The sequence below is a fragment of the Pseudomonas marginalis genome (genome assembly GCF_001645105.1).
GTDB classification, from domain to species: domain Bacteria; phylum Pseudomonadota; class Gammaproteobacteria; order Pseudomonadales; family Pseudomonadaceae; genus Aquipseudomonas; species Aquipseudomonas petroselini.
The window spans coordinates 23,069-45,002 of sequence record NZ_LKEG01000046.1 but is presented as its reverse complement, the minus strand read 5'-3'; the positions used below and the strand labels follow the sequence as shown (position 1 = coordinate 45,002).

Below are 21,934 nucleotides of genomic sequence, written 5' to 3'. Positions count from 1 at the left end.
TTTGTTCATCGCGCATCAGGCCTTGTCGGACTGATAGGCATAGCTGTAATAGCCGTAATCGCCATAGCCATAACTGGCGGAACGACGTTTTTCCACGCCATTGAAGATCGCGCCCTTGAGCTCAATGCCGTTCTGATGGAAGCGCCGCAGGGTCAGTTCGATCTCCTTCGCCGAGTTCACCCCAAAACGTGTGACCAGCAGGCTAGTACCGACCTGGCGTCCGATAATCGCGGCATCCGTGACGGCCAGCAGCGGCGGCGTGTCGATGATCACCAAGTCATAGCGCTCGCTGACTTCAGCCAGCAACGCAACAAAATTGGGGTGCATCAACAGTTCTGACGGGTTGGGCGGGATCTGCCCACGGCCGATGAAGTCGAAGCGCTCGATCTGGGTCGGTTGAATCGCCTCGTGCAGGTCACAGCGTTTGACCAGCAGATCGGATAAGCCCGCCTCCACCACCTTGCCCAGCATCTTGTGCAGGTAGCCTTTACGCATGTCGGCATCGATCAGCAGCACGCGCTGGCCGGCCTGCGCGATGATGGCTGCGAGGTTGGCCGAGACAAACGTCTTGCCGACCTCCGGGCTTGGGCCGGTGATCATCAAGCGGTTGTTCTTGGACTCGAGCATGGCGAAATGCAGGCTGGTGCGCAGGCTGCGCATCGCCTCCATCACCAGGTCCTGGGGGTGATTGAGCGCCAGTAACGAGGGCGCCGCCGAGCGGCTCTTTGCCGCGTTGACCTCCTCGGCCTTTTGCAGCAGGCTGAAGGGAATCGACGCGTACACCGGCAAACCGAGTTTCTCGATGCCATCCGGCGTTTCCAGGCCACGGTTGAGCAGGCTGCGCACCAGCACCAGGCCCACCGACAACATGCCGCCGAGCAGCATCGCCAGCAGCACCACGATGATTTTGCGCGGTTCCACAGGCTTGGCCAGGTTGGCATCGGCACTGTCGATCAAACGCACGTTGCCGACCGTGCCGGCACGCATTACGTCCAGCTCCTGGGAACGGTTAAGCAGTTGGGTGTAGATCTCGGTGCCCACCTGCACGTCGCGGGTCAGGCTGAGCAACTCCTGCTGGGTGCTGGGCAAGCCTTCCACGCGCTTGGTCATCTGCGCCTGCTTGGCGTTGAGCTCAGCCAGCTTGGCGATCAAGGCGCGGTAAGCCGGGTGCTGAGGGGTGAACTTGCGGTCCAGTTCGGCCTGCTGCAGCTTGAGCTCGGAGATGCCGGTGTCGAGGGCCACCACCTGATCAAGCATGGCCTTGGCCTCAAGGCTGATGTCGATGGATTTGCTGCGGGTCTGGAAGCGGTTCAAGGCGTTCTCGGCCTTTTCCAGGTCACGACGCACCTGGGGCAACTGGTCATTGAGGAACGACAGGCTCTGCGCCGCCTCGGCCGAGGTGCGGTCGACGTTCTGCTTCACATAGAGGTTGGAGATTTCATTCAGCGTACGAATCGCCAGGGCCGGGCGTGTGCTCTCCAGGGACAGACTGATGATGCCCGACTCCTTGCCGCGCTCGATCACGGTCAGCAGGTCTTGATAATCCGCCACTGCATCCAGGCGTGGCTTGCGCACGATCTTGAAATGTGCGCCGGGGTTGGCACGCAATTCCTTGACCAGCACCTCGACACCGTTGGCCGCAAACGGCTCGCCGACGTGGCCCGCGGCGATCTGCCGGTCATCCTCATCAAACAGGGCATAGGCCTGGGCTTCGCCGGCCACGAGCACCAGGGAGGTACCGAGCAGCGCGGTCGGCAGCTTCAAGCTGCTCAACTCCAGTTGCTCGCCACCCGCCGAGTAGCGGCTGACACCAAACAGCGGCGGCGCGATATCGCCCTTGTGCTCCGGCATATACCGCCGCGCCAGGAAGCCACCGATCAACGGGAAATGCTGCGGTGTAATCGTGATATCCAGCGCCAGGGTGTCGACGGTCTTGCCGATGATGGTCCGCGACTTGATCAGTTCGATCTCGGTCACCGCCGGCGACTCCTTGCCCAGCAGGCTGCTCACATCGGAAAAACCGAGCATGTCGTTTTTCTTCGGTTCCACCTGGATCAACGCATTCGCCTGGAACACCGGCGCCGCCAGAATGGCGTAGGCCGCGCCGATGAGCATGCAGGTGCCGGTGATCCCTGCGATCAGCCATTTGTGATCGATCAGGGTGCCGAGCATGCCGAGCACATCGATCTCGTCGCGATGAGGGCTATCCGGGGAAGCGTTCTGGGGTGAATACATAAATCGCGTCTTCGTCCTTGCAATCATTTAAAGAGGGAGCGTCAGCGCGCCAGGCGCTGGGCCCAGGCTTGGGCGGCTTGTTCGATCAATGCATAGGCCTGTACAAAGGCAGGTTTGCCCTGGCGATAGGGGTCAGTGATCTCGCGGTCGTGCTGCCACTTGCCCAGCAGGAACACCTTGCCCCGCGCCTCGGGAGCCAGGTTGAGCACGCCGTCGATGTGCCGCTGCTCCATCACCAGGATCAGATCGGCCTCGCTCACCGCTTGAACGCTCAGTTGCCGCGCCTTGTGCGCCTGGGGCGCATGCCCGTGCTCCTGCAACACTTGCCCCGCCAGAGGCTCAAGCGGATGGTCACGCAACGCCGCCAGGCCGGCCGACCTCACCGTGATCCCACAGGGTTCGAGCGCGGCGCCCAATAACTGTTCTGCCGTGGGGCTGCGGCAGATATTGCCGATGCACACAATCAATATGTTTTTGAACAAGGCAACCTCCCACGCACCGCACACTTATTCTTCGGCAAAAGGGATGACCTTATTGGAATACCACCAACTAACGACCGGGCAATTATGACCACAGCCCCCTAAGTACGACTATCTATCGCGCAAGACAAAAAATAACAATCGCGCAACTAACCGACTAAAAATAACATTCCAGCACTTTTCCACCCCCGCATAATAAAGTGCCACTCGAGTGCAACAACAAGGGGACGGCCATGAACACTTCGAAGTTATTGGTAGAGCGTATTGGCCTATTTCCTTCTTCGGGAAATATTCATGTTGAAGTGAATAACTCGACCCGCGTCGTCGAGCGCATGCAGGTGTTGTATGCCGATAACTCCCTGGACAGCGATGAGTCCGGCTCTGGGCTGTCGATGGTGTTTGCCGATTGGCGTTTCAAGTTGCAGGTCAGTGATGCGGCGTCGGTGTGCCTGTGCGTGGAAAGTCGTGGCGACAGCCAGTTCATGCAGGTCAAGACCGCCGAATTGCTGGCGAATATCTCCGGCACTGAGGAGCGGCCATGAGCCTATTGGACGATGTAATACGCAGTTACGCGCTGAGAAAGCTCACGGGGATGTTTGAAGGTTTCGCCGAGCCGGCGGTGGGCACACAGTACCGGCGCAATACCCTGGCGATCGGCCGTTGGCTGGAACAGCTGCAGGGCAGTTCGCCGCAGCAGATCACCCATACGCTGTTCAAGCAGATGATCGAGGCGCGGCGTCGCGGTGATGTGCAGCGCTTCAACGCGCAGACGGTGTTGCTGGAACTGATGGTGGAAAGCAACCGGGCGCTGGACCTGGTGACTTACTCAGCCCTGCTGTGCGCCGCTTCCAGTCGCCAGGAAGGCTCTTGATGGGCGCGTTCGGCACCTGAGAGGGTGATTGCCACGCGGTTGAGCAACAACTCGGCGTTGTACTTGGGCGCCATGGCGCACACCAGCAAGGCTGCCAGGCCGGCACCGATGTAGGCCGGGGAAACCTTGACGTCAACGGGCTCGATTCGCCACAGAAACGCCATGGCCGCCACAGCCCCCAGCGTGGCACCGGCCAATGCTTCGTTCAGCGGATGGATGTAAGGCGCAACACAATACGCACTGAACCAGGCACTGGCCATTAACCCCACCCCCGCCGCCGGCCAGCGTAATCGCGGATTGAACTGGCGCGCAATCAGACTCGCTGCCACCGTGATCATCAGGGTCGTGTTCATGGCATGCCCACTTAATACGGCAATGTCCAAAGGCTCAAACGACAAACCCCAGCCTTTGAACAGCAACTTACTGAACGCGACAATCGAATAACTAACGCCGACGGTGATGACCCAGGCGCGAAGGGCCCATGGGTTCGAATACCTCAGCCACACCGCAATGATGATGGCGGCCGGAATCATGACGGTAATGCCGCCATAGTGTGCAAGTTCTGCGCGCATCATTCCCCAACCATCGACGTGCCCCTTTCGGCGCCCATCAGACCTGAGCATCGGGGAAATTACAACGTTATCTACGGTCAGGATGGTGCTGAAAGCCCGGCGAGGCTTCAGGCTAAAATGCATTTTCCTGATACAGCCAAAGCTTAATACTATTTTTTTTAATAATTAGGTTAGAACCAAACGGCATTTTACAGGCGCCGTCCCTGCCCCTACTTTGGACATGAATATCCGACCCCCTGCCCGGTGGAGGTGCCCATACCGCAAGAGACCACGCCCCAGATAAGGACAGACCATGAGCATTGAATTCATCGGCTACATCGGCGGCCATCACGCTTCCGAAATCCATCCACGCAGCGGCCCTACCCTGCAACCCGACTACGTTGAGACCGTGGCCCGCGCCCACGAAGACGCCGGTTTCGATCGTGCCCTGGTGGCCTTCCATTCCAACAGCCCGGACAGCACGCTGATCGCCTCCCACGCCGCCAGCGTGACCAAGAAGCTGCAATTCCTCATCGCCCACCGCCCGGGTTTCACCCAGCCCACCCTGGCCGCGCGCCAGTTCACCACACTCGACGTGTTCAACGGCGGGCGCACCGCCGTGCACATCATCACCGGTGGCGACGACCGCGAACTGCGTGCCGACGGCAGCCATATCGGCAAGGACGAACGCTACGCGCGCACCGACGAATACCTCAGCGTGGTGCGCCAGGAATGGACCAGCGAACAGCCTTTTGATTTTGACGGCACCTACTACCAGGTCGAAGGAGCGCACTCCACCGTTAAATCGCCGCAGCAACCGCACATCCCGTTGTATTTCGGCGGCGCCTCCAAGGCCGCGATCGAAGTGGCGGGCAAGCATGCCGACGTCTACGCGCTGTGGGGCGAAACCTACGAGCAAGTGCGTGAAATCGTGACCCAGGTACGCGCCGAAGCCGCCAAGCATGGGCGCACGATTCGCTTCAGTTTGTCGTTGCGACCGATCCTCGCCGAGACCGAAGCGTTGGCCTGGGCGCGCGCCGACAGCATCCTGCAGCAGGCCACGGCGCTGGCCGAGAAGAATGGTTTTGTACGACGCGAACCGCCGAACGAAGGCTCGCGTCGGTTGCTCGCGGCAGCGGCGCAGGGCTCGCGGCTGGATAAGCGCCTGTGGACCGGGATTGCCGGGTTGCTGGGCGCGCAAGGCAACTCCACCTCGTTGGTGGGCACCGCTGAGCAAGTCGCGGAAGCACTGGTGGATTACTACGACCTGGGGATTACCACGTTCCTGATTCGTGGGTTTGATCCGCTCAATGATGCGATCGACTACGGCAAGCGCTTGATCCCCCTCACCCGCCAACTCATCGCAGAACGCGAGCAGGCCAAGCAGGTAGCCTGAGAACAACACAAAACCCAAGGTGGAAGGGGCTTGCCCCCTCCCACATTAAGATCAGTTTTTATAGTCGGTATCGCTACGCTCCAACTGCCGAATCAACGCATTCCAATGCCGCGCCACCCCAGGGCCTTCACCCGTCGAATGCGCCTTGGCCTGCTGCTCGACCTTCTCCACCACGTCCTTCGGCGGGAAGATCAACTCCGCATTCCCCGCCGCCTGCGCCGCGACCTGGATAGTGCACGCGCGCTCCAACTGCTGCAGTTGCTGGAACGCGTGTTCTACGCTGACACCGGCAGTCAACAAGCCGTGGTTACGCAGGATCATTACGCTCTTGTCGCCCAGGTCCGCCACCAACCGCTCGCGTTCGTCCAGGTCGAGGGCAATGCCTTCATACCCGTGGTACGCCACCCGCCCGGAAAAACCGATGGAATGCTGGGAGATCGGCAACAGCCCGTCTTTTTGCGCCGACACCGCGATACCGTCGCGGGTGTGGGTGTGCAGCACCGCTTGCAGGTCGTGGCGTGCGCCGTGGATGGCGCTGTGAATCACATAACCGGCGTAGTTGATGCCCAGGCCGGTAGGGTCATCGACGATCGTGCCGTCGAGGTCAACCTTGACCAGGTTGGAGGCGCTGATTTCGTCGAACAACAGGCCGAAGGCGTTGATCAGGAAATGCTCCTCGGGGCCCGGCACGCGGGCGGAGAAGTGGGTATAGATGTGGTCGGTCCACTTGTACAAGGCCGCGAGGCGATAAGCGGCGGCCAGTTTGACGCGCACTTCCCATTCTTCCGGAGTGACGCGTTGGCGAACATTGTTGGAAACGCTGGAAATCGAGGTGACGCTGCTCATGGCAAAACTTCCTGGATGGCCTTAAGGACTTCCAGGCAAGCCTAGGGGATGCAAAAAAATAATAAAAAGCACATTTTAATCTAAGCTAATTATTATTTTTTTTCATATCAGGCAGCATCCTTGATCTTGTGCAACGAGGCAGCCACCCACTTGCCAAACGCATCCACCGGGCCCTGCAGGTTGCCGAGGAAGTGCGGGTAGATCAGCCAAAGATCCATGACCGGCTTGAAGTCCTTGAGCGGCATCACCGCCAATTGCTCGCGATGCGCGCTGCGTTCCAACAGTGGCCGAGGCACCAGGCCCAAGCCCAGGCCGTCCGCCACCAAACCCAGTTGCAGCTCGGTGCCGAAGGTTTCCAGGTTGACCCGCAGGGCCAGGCCTTGATCGGACAAGGTCCGCTGTAAACCGGCACGGAAACCGCAGCCGTCCGGGTTGAGGATCCAACCGTTCTGGTAGACGTCCGCCAGTTTGCACGGCTTTTTCGGCAGCTGGGATTTGGCGCACACCACCACCAGTTCCATCTTGCCGATGGACTCGCCGATGATGTTATCCGGGAAGATCTTGCCCGCTGGGAACAACGCCGCCGCCGCATCCAGCTCGCCGCGCTCGATCTTGCCCACCAGTTGGCTGCCCCAGCCGGTGGCGACCTGGGCACGCAGTTCAGGGTATTCGGTACGCAGGTGCTTGAGCGCGTCCAACAGCACCACATCGCCGATGGTCTGCGGCACGCCCAGGCGTAACACGCCGGTAGGCGGTGCGTCGGTGGCCACCAGCTCGCGCAGGGCATCCATCTCGCGCAGGATCAGCCGGCACTGCTCGTAGACGCGAGTGCCGATCAGCGTAGGCTTGAGAGGTTTGGTATTGCGGTCGAACAGCTCCACGCCCAGCGCCTGCTCGAAGTTCTGCACACGGCGGGTGATGGCCGGCTGGGTCAGTTGCAACGACTCGGCGGCATGGCTGATGGACTGGCAACGAATCACTTCGACAAAGGCATCGATATCGTCAATTTTCATTTGGGCCGCACATAGAGAACAGTCATTAAGATGTGTGCGAAGCATAGTTGCAGGAAGGCTGCCTGGATAGCCCACCCTGTGATCGATAACGTCTAACACTATTCAGACCCGTTATAAATTACCTTCAGCTATAAGCTAATCATTAAAAAATAGCATATTAACCATTAACATTATGCTTAGATAAACCCATCACTACCGACCACACGATGGAATTGTCATGACCCAGGCCCGACACCCCGAGAGACTCAGAGCCTTCATAGGCGCCCTGGCGGAATTGATCGACGGCAATCCACGCGAAGGCGACCTGCTGCACCGTGGCGGCAAGCTACTGGCGCAACTGGTCAGCCATGATGACTGGCTGCCCGATGAATACGCCCAACCCGACCCCGAGCGCTACCAGCAGTTCTTGCTGCATGCCGATTCGCGCCAGCGTTTCAGCATCGTCAGCTTTGTATGGGGGCCGGGGCAAAGCACGCCGATTCATGACCACCGGGTGTGGGGGCTGATCGGCATGTTGCGCGGGGCAGAGTTTTCCCAAGGTTTTGAACGTGCCCCCGATGGCCGCCTGGTAGCCGAAGGCAAGCCGATCCAGCTGGTGCCGGGTCAGGTTGAAGCGGTGTCGCCCAAAGTCGGTGACATCCACCAGGTGAGCAATGCCCACAGCGACCAGGTGTCCATCAGCATCCATGTGTACGGCGCCAATATCGGTGCGGTGCGCCGCGCGGTGTACCAGCCTGACGGCAGCGAGAAACTGTTTATCTCCGGCTACTCCAACGCCTTCCTCCCGAACATCTGGGATTTGTCCAAAGAAAAGAGCCCTGCCCTATGACCACCGTATCGACTCGCAGCTTTGCCCGGATTCGCCAGGCCCTGTTGGACCATGAAGAAGTCGCCCTGGTCGACGTGCGCGAAGAAGCGCCGTTTGCCGAATCCCACCCGTTGTTCGCCGCCAATATCCCGCTGTCCAAGCTGGAGCTGGAGGTGTATTCGCGCATTCCACGGCGCGATACCCAGGTCACCGTCTACGACAACGGCGAAGGCTTGGCCGCCCGCGCCGCCGAGCGCCTGGTCGCGCTGGGCTACACCCAGGTAAGTGTGTTGGAAGGTGGGTTGGACGGTTGGCGCAAGGCCGGTGGCGAGCTGTTTATCGACGTGAACGTGCCGAGCAAGGCGTTTGGCGAATTAGTCGAGAGCGAGCGCCACACGCCGTCACTGGCCGCCGAAGAAGTGCAGGCGCTGCTCGACAGCCAAGCCGATGTGGTGGTGCTCGATGCACGGCGTTTCGACGAATACCAGACCATGAGCATTCCCACCGGCATCAGCGTGCCGGGCGCCGAACTGGTGTTGCGTGCCCGTGAACTGGCGCCGGACCCGGCCACCCGTATCATCGTCAACTGCGCCGGGCGTACACGCAGCATTATCGGCACCCAATCGCTGATCAATGCCGGCGTGGCCAACCCGGTGTCGGCCCTGCGTAACGGCACCATCGGCTGGACATTGGCCGGGCAGAAACTTGCCCATGGTCAATCGCGACGTTTTGCACCGACGTCGGAAGAACATCGCCAGGCTGCCGCTGCCGATGCACGCCGAGTGGCCGACAAGGCCCGCGTGGGTCGTGCCACCCTCGCTGACCTGCACGCCTGGCAGCAGGAAAAAACCCGCACCACCTACCTGTTCGATGTACGTACTCCGGAAGAATTCGAAGCCGGTCACCTGCCGGGCGCGCACTCCACGCCCGGCGGGCAGCTGGTGCAGGAAACCGACCACGTCGCCAGCGTGCGTGGCGCCCGGCTGGTGCTGGCGGATGACGACGGCGTGCGGGCCAATATGTCCGCATCCTGGCTCGCGCAATTGGGCTGGGAAGTGCATGTACTGGATGACCTGCACGCGGCGCACTTCAGCGAAAAAGGCGCCTGGGTCGCGCCGGTACCGGCCCCGCCTCAGGCCGAGCTGATCAGCCCGCACACCCTGGCCGAGTGGCTGAAGCATGGCGACACCGTGGTGCTCGATTTCACCGCCAGCGCCAACTACGTGAAACGCCATATCCCTGGTGCCTGGTGGGTGCTGCGCGCCCAACTGTCCCAGGCCCTGGCCAAGGTGCCCTCCGCCCAACGCTACGTGCTGACCTGCGGCAGCAGCCAATTGGCGCGCCTGGCGGTGGCCGAAGTCGAAGCCATCACCGGCAAACAAGTGTTCCTGCTGCAAGACGGCACCGCCGGCTGGATCAACGCGCAACTGCCGCTGCAAGAAGGTGAAACCCACCTGGCTTCACCGCGCATCGACCGCTACCGCCGCCCATACGAAGGCACCGACAACCCCAAGGAAGCCATGCAAGCGTACCTGGATTGGGAGTACGGCCTGGTCGACCAATTGGCTCGCGACGGCACCCATGGTTTCTACGTGATCTGATCCACCTGAAACGCCTGCCCCCCAAAACCAGCCACCGGCGCTCTANCCCGAAAAAACACGGTGGCATTGATAGGGCTGCTACGCAGCCCAGCGCAGGGCAAGCCTGCTCACCACAAAAAGCCCTCCCCTTATGCGCATTTGCTCCTGTCTGGCGCAGGCCAGGTCCAGACGCGTTTTGACCCTGTTACCCCAACCCCTGTAGTGAGCAGGCTTGCCCTGCGCTGGGCTGCGAAGCAGCCCCAAAACCAGCCACCGAAGTTCTACCCGAAAAACACGGCGGCCNTTGATAGGGCTGCTACGCAGCCCAGCGCAGGGCAAGCCTGCTCACCACAAAAAGCCCTCCCCTGATGTGCATTTGCTCCTGTCAGGCGCAGGCCAGGTCCAGACGCGTTTTGACCCTGTTACCCCAACCCCTGCGCCGGGCTGCGAAGCAGCCCCAAAACCAACCACCGAAGTCCTACCCGAAAAAACCCGGCGACATTGACAGGGCCGCTTCGCACCCCAGCGCAGGGCAAGCCTGCTCACCACAAAAATCCCCCCTGACGAGATATTCGCCTTGGCACGCAACGCACCAACAAATGCAATTATCGAATAATCAATTCACACATAATCAAATATTTTAATAATTAACTTATAACCAAAAAGAACTTCACAGCGCGTTTTTATGGGCATAACGTTAACCCATGCACCGACCCCTTCTCCAGGCGGAGGTAATCAAACCCTTTCTTGATCTGCCTGGAGCCTGCATCCCATGGTCCTTACCACCCCTTTCAAAAGCCTGCTCTTGGCCACTGCCCTCGCCTTCGGCCTGATCGGCAGCGCACACGCCGCCGACCTGCAACCCCTGCGCGTGGCCAATCAGAAATCCACGATCAAGGCATTACTGGAAGTCTCCGGCGAAACCAAAAACGTGCCCTACGAGATCCAGTGGTCGGAATTCCCGTCCGCCTCGCCCCTGGGCGAAGCCTTGAATGCCGGCGCCGTGGATATCGGCGCCCTCGGCGATGCGCCTTATGTGTTCGCCCTGGGTGCCGGTGCGTCGCTCAAGGTGGTCAGCATCATCCACGCCGAAGGGCGCAACACCACTGCCTTGCTGGTGCCCAAGGACTCGCCGATCAAGACCGTCGCCGACCTCAAGGGCAAGAAGATCGTCACCGGGCGCGGTTCCATCGGCCATTACCTGGCGATCAAGGCCCTGGCCACCGCCGGCCTGACCACCAAGGATGTGCAGTTCATTTTCCTGCTGCCCAGCGAATCACGCCTGGTGCTGGATAACGGCACTGTCGATGCCTGGGCCACCTGGGACCCGTACACCACCGTGGTCACTTCGCAAAGCCAGGCTCGCGTGTTGATCAGTGGTAACAAGCTGCTGAGCAACCACCTGTACCTCGCGGCCACCCAAAAAGCCATCGCCGACAAGCGCCCGCAACTGGATGACTTTGTCGCACGCGTCGACCGCGCTTACGCCTGGGCCAACACCCACCCTGATGAGTACGCCGCCGCCCAAGCCAAGATCACTGGCCTGCCGTTGGCCGTGCACATCGAGGTGGCCAAGGACACCCACCTGACCCCGGTCGCCATCGACGACTCCGTCATCAGCGGCCTGCAAGCGACCGCCGATACCTATCAAAAAGAAGGCCTGCTGACCCAGCACATCGACGTGTCACAGGGCTTCGATAAGAGCTTCAACGCCAAGCGTGCCCCCCTTTCCCAAGCATCGCGCTAACAGGAGCAGAACATGAGCAAGCCACATCAAGCAAAACCACGTCATTTGAAACTGGGCGCCATGGTCCACGGCGTGGGACACGGCTGGGGCGAATGGCGCCACCCGAACGCCCAACCGAATGCCAGCACCAGCTTCGGTTTCTACAAGCAGCAGACTGAATTGGCCGAAGCCGCCAAGTTCGACTTCGTCTTCATCGCCGACAGCCTGCACATCCACGCCAAGTCCAGCCCGCACTACCTCAACCGTTTCGAGCCGCTGACCATCCTGTCGGCACTCGCGGCGATCACCACGAATATTGGCTTGGTCGCCACCGTGACCGTCAGCTACACCGAGCCCTACCAGGTGGCGCGCCAGTTCTCGTCCCTGGACCATATCAGCGGCGGCCGCGCCGGTTGGAACGTGGTCACCTCGTGGCTGAGCGGCACCGCTGACAACTTCAGCAAGGCCGAGCATCCACCCCATGCCGTGCGTTACCGCATCGCCAAGGAACACGTGAACACGGTCCAGGGCCTGTGGGATTCGTGGGAAGACGATGCCTTTACCTACAACAAACAGACCGGCGAGTTTTTTGCCCCGAGCAAGCTGCATGCACTCAACCACAAGGGCGATTTCTTCTCGGTGAAAGGCCCGCTGAACATCGCCCGCTCGCGCCAGGGCCAACCGGTGATTTTCCAGGCCGGCACCTCGGAGGATGGGCGCAACTTTGCCGCGCAGAACGCCGATGCGATCTTTGTGCACGTGGACAGCATCGAAGATGGCCTGGCCTATTCCCAAGACCTGAAACGTCGCGCCAAAGGCTTTGGCCGCGACCCGCAAAGCCTGTCGATCCTGCCGGGCATCCGCCCGATCGTCGGCCGCGATGAGGCTGAAGTGGAAAGCCGCTATCAGCAAGCCGTCGACCTGGTCACCGTGGAAGACGCAATCGTCGCCCTCGGTCGCCCGTTCAACGATCACGACTTCAGCAAATACCCCTTGGACGCGCCGTTCCCGGAGCTCGGCGACCTCGGTTCCAACAGCCAGAAAGGCGGCTCCGACCGCATCAAACAACTGGCCAAGGACGAAGGCCTGACCCTGCGTGAAGTCGCCCTGCACTTTTCGCGGCCAAAACGTGATTTTGTCGGCACCCCGGAGCAAGTCGCCGATGCGATCCAGACCTGGTTCGAGACCGGCGCCAGCGATGGTTTCATCATCAACTCGGTGCTGCCGGACGGTTTGCAGTATTTCACCGAATGGGTGGTGCCGGTGTTGCAGCAACGCGGCCTGTTCCGCAGCGAATACACGGGCCATACCCTGCGCGACAACTTGGGCCTGGACGTACCGGCCAACCGCTACAGCGTCGCCGCCGAGGTTGAAGAGCAGCAAGAGGCGCTGGCATGAGCCAATCCTCACAACCTTCCTTACGCTCCGTGGAAGTCGCCAACTTCGAAGCCCTGCTCGAACGCCTCAGCACCGAGCTGGCCAGCACCGCGCACCTCTATGACGAGAGCGGCGCCTTCCCTCATGCCAACTTCACGTTGCTGCACGAACAAGGCCTGGTCGCCCTCACGGTGCCCAAGTCCCTGGGCGGCGGCGGTGCCAGCCTGCCCCAGGCGCGCAAGGCGATCAGTGCGATTGCCAAGGGCGAACCGTCCACCGCGCTGATCCTGGTGATGCAGTACCTGCAACACACACGCCTGCAAGACAGCAAGACGTGGCCGGCGCACTTGCGCACGCAAGTGGCGAATGACGCAGTGCGCGACGGCGCCCTGATCAACGCCCTGCGCGTCGAGCCCGACCTGGGCACCCCGGCCCGTGGCGGACTGCCGGCGACGACCGCCGTGCGCACTGCCGAAGGCTGGCGCATCAGCGGACGCAAGATCTACTCCACCGGCAGCCATGGCCTGAGCTGGTTCAGCGTGTGGGCGCGCAGCGATGACGCCGATCCATTGGTCGGCGCCTGGCTGGTGCCAAAAGACAGCCCCGGCGTGAGCATCATCGACACCTGGGACCACCTGGGCATGCGCGCCACCTGCAGCCATGAAGTGGTGCTCGACAACGTGCGGGTGCCACTCGATCACGCCGTCAGCGTCAGCCCGTGGAGCGCGCCCTCGCCGGAGCTGGACGGCGAGGGTTTCCTGTGGATGTCGGTGTTGTTGTCCTCAGTGTACGACGCCGTGGCCCAGGCCGCGCGAGACTGGCTGGTGAACTGGCTGGAAGAGCGCCAGCCGTCCAACCTTGGCGCCGCGCTGTCGACCTTGCCGCGCTTCCAGGAAACCGTCGGCCACATCGACACCCTGCTGTTTGCCAACCGCAGCCTGCTCGACGCCGCGGCCGAAGGCCATACCCCGTCGGCCAATGCCGCGCAGTTGAAGTACCTGGTCACCCACAACGCCATCCGCGCCGTGGAGCTGGCCATCGAGGCCTCGGGTAACCCAGGCCTGTCGCGCCATAGCCCGCTGCAACGGCATTACCGCGATGTGCTCTGCAGCCGCGTGCACACCCCGCAGAACGACGCCGTGTTGCAAGGTGTCGGCAAAGCCGTCTTCGCCCAACGCCACAAGGAACGCCCATGAGCCAGGTGATTATTGCCAGCCAGTTGGACGAAGATTACAACGACGTGATCCGCCAGCGCCTGGCCTCGATCCACCCCGGCGCGCAAGTGATCGGCGTGCCCGTTGGCGTACCCAGCGACCTGCCGCCCCAGGCCAACATTCTATTGCTGCGCCCGATCAACGTGCGTGGCTACACCGCGCCGGACACGCCGCCACCGGGTTGGCCGTACGGCGCGCAGTGGGTGCACCTGGTGTCGTCGGGCATCGACTTCTACCCGCAGTGGCTGTTCAACGGGCCGCCGGTGACCACCTCGCGCGGCAGTGCCGCCGACAACCTGGCCGAATTTGCCTTGGCCGCGATCTTTGCCGCGTCCAAGCATCTACCGGAGATCTGGGTGAAGGACGCCCAGTGGCAATTCACCCCGCTGCGCCCGCTCAAGGGCACGACGCTGGGCATCCTGGGGTTTGGTGCGATTGGCGAAAGCCTGGCGCAAAAAGCCCTGGCCGTGGGGATCAAGGTGGTGGCACTGCGTCAAAGCCCGGCGCCGTTCAGCACGGGGGTTGAAGCCGCCAAGGACATTCACGACCTGTTCGCGCGCGCCGATCACCTGGTGGTGGCGGCACCGCTGACCGAGTCCACACGGCATATCATCAACAGTGATGTGCTGGGCAGCGCCAAGCCAGGGCTGCACTTGATCAATATTGCACGGGGTGGCTTGCTGGACCAGGAGGCGCTGCTGGAAGCGCTGGATAACGGGCAGATCGGGCTGGCATCGCTGGATGTAACCGAGCCGGAGCCGTTGCCGGATGGGCATCCGTTGTACACCCATCCAAGGGTGAGGTTGTCGCCGCACACATCGGCGATTTCGACCAATAGCCGCAACGAGATTGCCGATACGTTTTTGGCGAACCTGGAACGGTATATCGACGGTCGGACGTTGGAGAATCTGGCGAATTCATAACGCCGAACAGCAATCAACAGGTGGGAGGGAGCAAGCCCCCTCCCACATTGGGTATTGTGGTCAGGCGGAAAGCATCATCCCCATAACGCATAAAGGTGGGTTACTTGATGCGGTAGTGGAACGTGTTGCGCACTGCTGGCACGGGCACGGGTTTTCCCTCAACAATCCGTGGCTGGTAGCGGAAAGTATTTGCCGCCGCCAATGAAGGTCGCATGAACAACGGGTGGCAGCCGTCCAGCACTCTGGGGTTTTCCACACGGCCCTGAATGTTGACGGTGTATTCCACGGAGCAATCGCCTTCGATGTTCTTGTCCAGGGCACGCTCGGGGTAGTCCGGCGCTTCCTTGCTCAAGGGCTGGTATTGACGGCTGTCAAAGGCTGGCGCGGGGGCGGGTGCTGCGGGACGGGCGCGTTCAGCGGCGAGGCGTTCCTGGCTCACTCGCTGTTGCTCCAGCTCGCGGTTGCGCTGTTCAGTCGCCAAGCGTTCTTGTTGCTGCTCGATTTTCTTGTCTTCGACGCGCTTGCGCGCCAAGGCGGCCTTCTCAAGTTTCTGCGCCTGGATCTGCGGATCGACGGTGGGCTTCACCGGTACGGGAACAGCGACGGGCTCCGGAGGTGTAAGGGCCACCGGCTCAGGTACGGGAGCGGGAACAGGAACAGGAACAGGCGCAGGTGGCATCATCACCCACTGGGTATGCATCACCCTGGGTGCTTGCACCGGCGTTTTTTCTGTTGACCCACCCAGCATCAGCGCTGCCAGCACGCCCACGTGCAGCGCCACCGCCAGGCTCGCCGCGAAGCTGTTTCTCCAGAACCCGGACGGTTGCCCGTGCGCCATCGTTAACGTCGGACTGTGCATGATCATCGCCGTCATTGCGGGGCCTCGGTCACCAGCCCCAGGTTGCTCACACCACCTTTCTGCAACACCGCCATGGCCGCGACCACCCGGCCGTATCCGGCGTTGTCATCGGCGCGGATGTACACCTGGGTGTCGCTGCGCGCCGCCACCACCTGCATGACCTTGGCGCCCATTTCTTCCAGGGTCACGGCGCTGTCGGTCTGGTGCCGGGTGTCGAGCTCGCCGCCGAGGTTCCAGTAGTAACCCCCGTCGGCCTTCACCGACAGCGTGAGGATCTGCTGGCGGGTGTCGGTGGCCAGCGCTTCGGCGGCGACCTTGGGCAGTTCGATCTTCACGCCCTGGGTCAACATCGGCGCGGTGACCATGAAGATCACCAGCAGCACCAGCATCACGTCGATGTAAGGCACCACATTCATCTCAGCCTTGGGCCCGTGCTTGCGTTGCGGCCTGGTCAACATCGGTTTGCTCCTTGTTCAGGCGGCCACGGCCAGGTTGATCGGCGTACCGCGCAAGGTGCGGTGCAGACGCACTTGCAGTTCATTGCCGAAGGCGTAGTAGCGGGTGAGCAAGGTCTGGCCGCGTGCCGCGAAGCGGTTGTAGGCGATCACCGCCGGGATGGCGGCAAACAGGCCGATGGCGGTGGCGATCAACGCTTCGGCGATGCCCGGCGCCACCGTCGACAGCGTCGCCTGCTGGACCTGGGACAAGCCGATAAAGGAATTCATGATCCCCCACACGGTACCGAACAGACCGATGTAGGGACTCACCGAGCCCACGGTCGCGAGGAATTGCAGGCCCTTTTCCAACTCGATTTCCTGCTCGGTGATCGCTACCTGCAACGCACGTTCGACACCTTCCAACACGGCCGGATCATGGCTGTGCAGGTGCTGGTATTCCTGCACGCCTGCGATAAAAATCGGCGCAATGCCGCCCTCGCCCGCCTGCACCGTTTCGCGGTACAGCGGCTGCAGGTCGGACGCGGCACGAAAGCGCAGCACAAAGCCGTTCAACTGGCGCTCCAGGCGGCGCAGCACACTGCCGCGCTGGATGATCAGGTACCAACTGAGCAGGGACGCCAGCAGCAAAGTGACCATCACCGCCTTGACCAACAGGCTGGCGTCGCTGATCAAACCCCAGATCGTCATATGTTCCATCGTCGCGTGCATGGTTAGGCTCCTATTCGATTAAAAAGTGATGACCGGCTGATGACCGTTCAGGGCAATTTCAGTGTGCGGGTCACCTCCGCCCACGGCACGAACTTGAAGTTCTGGGTCTGCTCGGGCATGCGCTTGCGCCCGTCCTGCACCACCAGCATGCCTTGGCTCCAGGGCCCGCCGAGGTTGAGGGCGGTGACTTCCAGGCCATCGGTTTCCGACGCGCCGTCTATGCCGGCGGCGGCGTTCAGGCCCACGCGAAAAGCACCGTGCGTGGCGAACGGCGGCTCGGCATCCACCACTACATAGCTGTCGTTGCCTTGACTGGAGATCACCAGGTAATCGCGCTTATCGCTCTGGTACAGCGCCAGGCCCTCGACATCCGCCTGCAGTTGCGGGCCGACCTTGATCACGCTGGTGAGCGTGGCCGGTTGGTCGGCACGCGCATCCACCGCCCACACGCCGACATCTTCTTCACCGATAAACAGCCGCTGGCGCTGGTCATCGGCCACACAGCCTTCGGGCTGGCTGTCGACCTTGAACTGGCGCACCAGCTCGCCCTGCACGCGGCCATCCGGCGCGCTGAGGCGGTATTGCAGGAAGGTGCCGTCCTTGCCGTTGGCGATGGCGTAGAGGTCCCCGCCAGCGGGCTGGAACAGGCAGATACCGTAGATGTCCTTGAGCGGCGTCGGCACTTCACCGGCTTCACGCAGTTCGCCGCTCTGGCGGTCGATGCTGAACAGGCTCAGGCTGTTGCGATCACGGTTACTCGCCACGGCAAGGTCAACGGTGTGCGCGCCGAGTTTGAAGTGGGGGCGGACGTCGACGTTGTTGAGACGGCCGACCGCCAGTTCCTGCAACAGCTTGCCGTCGAGGTCATAGGCCAGCAGGCCCTGCTTCTTGTTAGTACCGAGCACGCGGCTTTTTTCCGGCTGCGTGGGGTGAATCCAGATCGCCGGATCATCCGCTGCATCGCCCTGGCGGCCGACCGGATCGGTTTGGCGCAGCGCAGCGACTTCCGGCAGTACCGGCGCGGCCGCCACAGGTTTGGCTTGCCAGTTGAGTGTGCCTTGATACAGCTTGCCGGTATCGTCATCACGCACCAGCAGGTGCTGGCCATTAACGCTGAGTTGTTCCGGTTCCTTGAGACCTGGCAGCGTCAGGCTCGATTGCTCGACCCAACGCTCGCCGGTGTGCTGGAACAGGTGCAGTTGGGCGGTCTTGGGGTCAAGCGCCACCACACCGCCCGGTACCAGCGCCATGGCCCCGGCTTCGCGCTTGGGGTTGTCGAACAGGGCCACCGGGGCGCGTTTGACATCGGCTTCCGGGTGCGCCGGGTAGGCCCACCAGCCGACGTTTTCCTCATTCACCACCAGTTGCTGGGTGGCGTCATCCACCTGGCAGAACTGCGCCGACGGCGGCAGCGGCAAGCCGCGTACACGCTGGGCTTCGGCGAGCAACGTCGAGCCGTTGCCTACCAGCCATTGCTCGCCCTTGCCCTCCTCGCCCACCAGGAACACAAACAGGTTGGCCGCCCCGTCGCGGTACAGGCACAGGCCATTCACCGGGTAATCGCGGGTGGGCAGGTACAGCGGTTGGCCAAAGGTCTTGGTGGACGCATCGAGGCTGATCAGCAAGGCCTGTTGGCGGTCGTTGTCGAGGCTGGCCACCAGCACCTGGGCACCGACGACGCGGGTGTCGAGGCTGCTGAAATTGCCTGCGAAGCGGGCCAGTTCGGCGCCCTTGCTGTCGAGCAGTTGCAGGCCGTCGCGGGTGCCGGCGGCCAGGCGTTCGCTGCCGTTGGGCAGGAAGGCCATGGCTTCGGCATTCAGGCTGGGTGCCCAAGGCGTCAGCGCCAGGTCGGCGGCCATTACCGGTGAGCAAGCGGCCAACGCGATCAGCAGGTACAGCTTGGAAATTCTCATGAACGAACAAATCCTTCGAAAGCAACGGAGATCCATGTGGGAGGGGGCTTGCTCCCGATAGCGGTGTATCAGCCAATAAACGTGTACCTGACCCCTCGCCATCGGGAGCAAGCCCCCTCCCACATTGGAATCGAGGTGTGGGTTAGAAATGGGTGAACGTCAGGCCCAGCTTGTAGGTAGGGCCGTACTCCTCGTACTGGCCGTTGTAGCCACGGTGGCCGGTGTAGACGAAGTACGACTCATCGGTGAGGTTCTGCGCCTCGAAGCTGACTTGCAGGTTCTTGGTCAGCGAGTAGCGCGCGCTGAAGTCGACAAAGGTCTGAGCGTCGACGTGCAGGTCGTGAGCCTTGTCGTTGATCGAGGCCAGCTCATAGAGGTACGCCGATTTGTAGTTGGCCGAGACGCGCAGGCTGAGCTTGTCGTCTTCCCAACCGAGCATCAGGTTGCCGACGGTGTCGGACTGGTTGGGCAGGCTGATGTTGCGCTTGCGGTTCGTGCCGCTGGTGCTGTCGAAGCCTTCGATGTCGGCGCTGGAGCGGCTGAACGTGCTGTTGGCACCGATCAGCAGGCCGTTCCACGGTGCAGGCAGCCAGTCGAATTTCTGTGAGTAGGCCAGTTCCAGGCCGTAGAGCTTGGCGCTGTCGCCATTCGCGTAGGTGTGGGCCTCGGCGAAGTTGGTCCAGGCGCCGGTACCGGCGAGGTCGGTGTTGTAGACGAAGTTTTTGATGTCTTTGTAGAACACGAAGGCCGAGACGGTGCCGGCGCGGCCCATAAAGTGCTCGATGCCCAGGTCCAGGTTGCTCGACTCCAGGGGCTTGAGGTCCGGGTTGCCAAAGGTGGCTTCGTCATCGTCGATGACAAACCCCGGCGCCAATTGGCCGAAGGTCGGGCGCACCACCGACTTGGTCCAGGCCGCGCGCACCTGGGTGTGCTTGTCGATCTGGTAGCGGGCATGCAGGCCCGGCAGCCAGTGGTGATAACGGCGCTTGGTCTCGGTCGGCGTGAACACGCCATCGGTGGCGCCAGTGCCCTTGGCTTCAAACTCGGTACCCTCGTAGCGCAGGCCGGCGATGAAGCGCCAGTCGTCGATATCGACGGTGTTCATCAGGTAGCCGGCGTTGATGTCTTCGCGAATGGTGAAGTCGTTGACCCGTGATTCGGTCTCGTCATAGAAGTCCGCCGGGTTGAGGCTGCCGATCAGTTGCTTGATAGCGCCGGGGCTGATGCCGGGCCCGTAGTTACCGAGACGGTAGTCGACGCTGCCCTTCTGGAATTGGCTGAGGTTGAGCTGGTCGGCGCTGAAGCCGAGGGTGTCGAAGTCTTTGTAGACCCAGGCTTCCAGGTCGTTGTCTTTGTGGCGGCGGCTGACTTTGCCGCCGAACTTCACCTGGGACGCATAGCCGCTCAGGTCGTAGTCGCGGGCCAGGTCCAGGCGCAGGTTTTTCTCGGTGTCTTTTGTGTTCTGTTTTTCCCAGTCGACTTTGTCGAGGGTGAAGTTGCGCGCGTCGTAGAAGCCGCTGCCGATGATCGGGCGTGGTTTGTCCTGGTCATAGAAGCCGCTGTTGGCAAAGTCACCGCCGTCGAAGGTGGCACCGGCGATGTGCGCCGGGCTGTCTTCGCTGGATTGGCTGTAGCCGGCCTGGCCGCTCAGGGTCCACAGGCCGAGCATGCGTTCGCCGCCAAACACGTAGGATTGGATTTCCTGGGTTTCTTCGCGGTTTTTCAGCTTGCGCTTGGCTTCGGCGTCGCCCAACTCACCAGGTGCCTGGGGGTCGGCAAATTCGAGGCTGGCGGCGTTGCGGGTTTCGGTGTCTGTGTAGCGGCTGTAGAGGGTGCGCAGGTAGTAGCTGCTGAGGTCGTCGGGCTTGTAGTCGAAGTTCAGGCCGCCGCCGGCGCGCTCGCGGCTGATGTCGTAGTCGCGCTGTTCGAACTCATTGAGCTTGGCGCCGTCGGTGAAGTCCCAGGCGCCGCCGGTCTCGACATTGTCCGAGCCGAAGTCACGCTTCTGCCAGCTCAGCGCGGCGGCCACGCCGAAGTTGTCGATGCCGTCGCCCAGGCTGAAACGGTTGCTGGCCGCACCGGAGAATTTCGGGCTGGTCTGGCGCGTGTTCTTGTCGTAGCTGGCTTCGGTACTGCCGGTGTAGAACACGCCCTTGTGGTCGAAGGCCGACAGGCTTTGCACATCGACCGTGCCGCCGAGGGAGTTGGCGTCCATGTCCGGCGTGAGGGTCTTGATCACCGACAGCGACTGCACCAGTTCCGAGGGCAGCACATCCAGTGCGACGGCGCGCCGCGCGCTTTCCGGCGCGGGCACCAGGGTGCCGTTGATGGTCACGCTGTTGAGGTCCGGGCCCAGGCCACGCACGCTGACGAAGCGCCCTTCGCCCTGGTCGCGCTCCACGCTGATGCCTGGCAAGCGCTGCGCCGCTTCGGCGACGTTTTCATCCGGCAACTGGGCCACGCCGTCGGCATGCACCACGCTCTTGATGCTGTCGGACTTGCGCTGCTCCTTGAGTGCCTGGTCCATGGCCGCCGCCTGGCCGACCACTTCGACGTGCTCGGTGGTGGCTGCGTCGGCCGCATTCAGCCGCTCGCTGGCCATCGCCAGGGCCAAGGCGGTAAGCGTGAAGCTGACGAGCCCGGTGCGCTTGTACATGCAACTCTCCCCAAGAATCCGTTGGCGTCAGGCAACGGGCCCGGCAACTGGGAGGGCACGCTAGGGGTGGGGGATGACGGTTCTGTGACAGCGATCGGCGGGGAGCCCCGTAAACCGGGGGTTTTGCCTAATTCTCTGCTTGGAATGAGCTGATATGACCTATGGAGATCAACTGTGGGAGGGGGCTTGCCCCCGATAGCGGTGGGTCAGGGACACATTTATTGGCTGATACACCGCTATCGGGGGCAAGCCCCCTCCCACATTTTTTGATCCACAGCGTGTTTGAGATGAGCTGATTCGACCCTCCCCCACCGTCATCCA

At 61.9% G+C, this 21,934-nt stretch carries 19 protein-coding genes; 9 read left to right on the top strand and 10 right to left on the bottom strand.

Going from position 1 to position 21,934, the window contains the following annotated elements; translation table 11 throughout:
• Positions 1 to 15 precede the first annotated feature (15 nt).
• The gene (locus AO064_RS20375; RefSeq protein WP_064054441.1) at positions 16 to 2,235 is read right to left on the bottom strand and encodes a polysaccharide biosynthesis tyrosine autokinase; all 2,220 of its coding nucleotides are present in this window, start codon (positions 2,233 to 2,235) and stop codon (positions 16 to 18) included.
• Positions 2,236 to 2,276: 41 nt separating this feature from the next.
• Positions 2,277 to 2,717, bottom strand: coding sequence for a low molecular weight protein-tyrosine-phosphatase (locus AO064_RS20370; RefSeq protein WP_064054440.1), 441 nt, complete (start codon positions 2,715 to 2,717; stop codon positions 2,277 to 2,279).
• A gap of 230 nt (positions 2,718 to 2,947) precedes the next feature.
• On the opposite strand from AO064_RS20370, the gene AO064_RS20365 reads away from it, so the two are divergent.
• Together AO064_RS20365 and AO064_RS20360 are read left to right on the top strand one after the other, a co-directional pair.
• Entirely contained in the window at positions 2,948 to 3,256 is a 309-nt protein-coding gene (locus AO064_RS20365; RefSeq protein WP_224265927.1) for a phosphomannomutase, read from the top strand.
• The gene (locus tag AO064_RS20360; protein ID WP_012724826.1) at positions 3,253 to 3,585 is read left to right on the top strand and encodes a hypothetical protein; all 333 of its coding nucleotides are present in this window, start codon (positions 3,253 to 3,255) and stop codon (positions 3,583 to 3,585) included. The genes AO064_RS20365 and AO064_RS20360 overlap by 4 nt, the downstream gene beginning before the upstream one ends.
• Here AO064_RS20360 and AO064_RS20355 read toward each other — a convergent pair.
• Complete coding sequence (locus AO064_RS20355; protein ID WP_375232525.1) at positions 3,537 to 4,157, bottom strand: hypothetical protein; 621 nt, start codon at positions 4,155 to 4,157, stop codon at positions 3,537 to 3,539. The two genes, AO064_RS20360 and AO064_RS20355, sit on opposite strands and share 49 nt — an antisense overlap.
• 292 nt (positions 4,158 to 4,449) lie before the next feature.
• On the opposite strand from AO064_RS20355, the gene AO064_RS20350 reads away from it, so the two are divergent.
• Positions 4,450 to 5,532, top strand: coding sequence for an LLM class flavin-dependent oxidoreductase (locus AO064_RS20350; RefSeq protein ID WP_012724828.1), 1,083 nt, complete (start codon positions 4,450 to 4,452; stop codon positions 5,530 to 5,532).
• A gap of 51 nt (positions 5,533 to 5,583) precedes the next feature.
• Here the strand turns inward: AO064_RS20350 and AO064_RS20345 are convergent, their stop codons facing one another.
• Together AO064_RS20345 and AO064_RS20340 are read right to left on the bottom strand one after the other, a co-directional pair.
• Complete coding sequence (locus AO064_RS20345) at positions 5,584 to 6,378, bottom strand: class II aldolase/adducin family protein (protein WP_064054438.1); 795 nt, start codon at positions 6,376 to 6,378, stop codon at positions 5,584 to 5,586.
• A gap of 107 nt (positions 6,379 to 6,485) precedes the next feature.
• Positions 6,486 to 7,391 carry a LysR family transcriptional regulator gene (locus tag AO064_RS20340; RefSeq protein ID WP_046034664.1) on the bottom strand — a complete coding sequence of 302 codons (906 nt, stop codon included), beginning with the start codon at positions 7,389 to 7,391 and terminating at the stop codon, positions 6,486 to 6,488.
• Between the two features lie 217 nt (positions 7,392 to 7,608).
• On the opposite strand from AO064_RS20340, the gene AO064_RS20335 reads away from it, so the two are divergent.
• The 6 genes from AO064_RS20335 (at position 7,609) to AO064_RS20310 (ending at position 15,019) form a co-directional block, all read left to right on the top strand.
• Positions 7,609 to 8,220 (top strand): cysteine dioxygenase family protein, encoded by a 612-nt coding sequence (locus tag AO064_RS20335; RefSeq protein ID WP_012724831.1) that lies wholly within the window; start codon positions 7,609 to 7,611, stop codon positions 8,218 to 8,220.
• Positions 8,217 to 9,800: a rhodanese-related sulfurtransferase gene (locus AO064_RS20330; protein WP_064054437.1), complete on the top strand. Its 1,584-nt coding sequence runs from the start codon at positions 8,217 to 8,219 to the stop codon at positions 9,798 to 9,800. The genes AO064_RS20335 and AO064_RS20330 overlap by 4 nt, the downstream gene beginning before the upstream one ends.
• Before the next feature lie 751 nt (positions 9,801 to 10,551).
• Positions 10,552 to 11,526 carry an ABC transporter substrate-binding protein gene (locus AO064_RS20325; RefSeq protein ID WP_064054436.1) on the top strand — a complete coding sequence of 325 codons (975 nt, stop codon included), beginning with the start codon at positions 10,552 to 10,554 and terminating at the stop codon, positions 11,524 to 11,526.
• Positions 11,527 to 11,538: 12 nt separating this feature from the next.
• A complete protein-coding gene (locus AO064_RS20320) occupies positions 11,539 to 12,903 on the top strand; it encodes an LLM class flavin-dependent oxidoreductase (RefSeq protein ID WP_064054435.1) in 1,365 nt (454 codons plus the stop codon).
• The gene (locus AO064_RS20315; RefSeq protein WP_064054434.1) at positions 12,900 to 14,078 is read left to right on the top strand and encodes an acyl-CoA dehydrogenase family protein; all 1,179 of its coding nucleotides are present in this window, start codon (positions 12,900 to 12,902) and stop codon (positions 14,076 to 14,078) included. Before AO064_RS20320 ends, AO064_RS20315 begins: the two co-directional genes overlap by 4 nt.
• A complete protein-coding gene (locus tag AO064_RS20310; RefSeq protein WP_064054433.1) occupies positions 14,075 to 15,019 on the top strand; it encodes a D-isomer specific 2-hydroxyacid dehydrogenase family protein in 945 nt (314 codons plus the stop codon). The genes AO064_RS20315 and AO064_RS20310 overlap by 4 nt, the downstream gene beginning before the upstream one ends.
• A gap of 100 nt (positions 15,020 to 15,119) precedes the next feature.
• Here AO064_RS20310 and AO064_RS20305 read toward each other — a convergent pair whose 3' ends face one another.
• From AO064_RS20305 to AO064_RS20285, 5 genes are all read right to left on the bottom strand, one after another.
• Positions 15,120 to 15,893 (bottom strand): energy transducer TonB, encoded by a 774-nt coding sequence (locus tag AO064_RS20305; protein WP_064054432.1) that lies wholly within the window; start codon positions 15,891 to 15,893, stop codon positions 15,120 to 15,122.
• Positions 15,890 to 16,336, bottom strand: a complete 447-nt coding sequence (gene tolR / locus AO064_RS20300; protein WP_064054431.1) for a protein TolR — start codon at positions 16,334 to 16,336, stop codon at positions 15,890 to 15,892. Before tolR ends, AO064_RS20305 begins: the two co-directional genes overlap by 4 nt.
• Before the next feature lie 15 nt (positions 16,337 to 16,351).
• Complete coding sequence (gene tolQ, locus AO064_RS20295; protein WP_064054430.1) at positions 16,352 to 17,044, bottom strand: protein TolQ; 693 nt, start codon at positions 17,042 to 17,044, stop codon at positions 16,352 to 16,354.
• Between the two features lie 47 nt (positions 17,045 to 17,091).
• Complete coding sequence (locus AO064_RS20290) at positions 17,092 to 18,957, bottom strand: phytase (protein ID WP_064054429.1); 1,866 nt, start codon at positions 18,955 to 18,957, stop codon at positions 17,092 to 17,094.
• Between the two features lie 142 nt (positions 18,958 to 19,099).
• Positions 19,100 to 21,613: a TonB-dependent receptor gene (locus AO064_RS20285; protein WP_064054428.1), complete on the bottom strand. Its 2,514-nt coding sequence runs from the start codon at positions 21,611 to 21,613 to the stop codon at positions 19,100 to 19,102.
• Between the last annotated feature and the right edge of the window lie 321 nt (positions 21,614 to 21,934).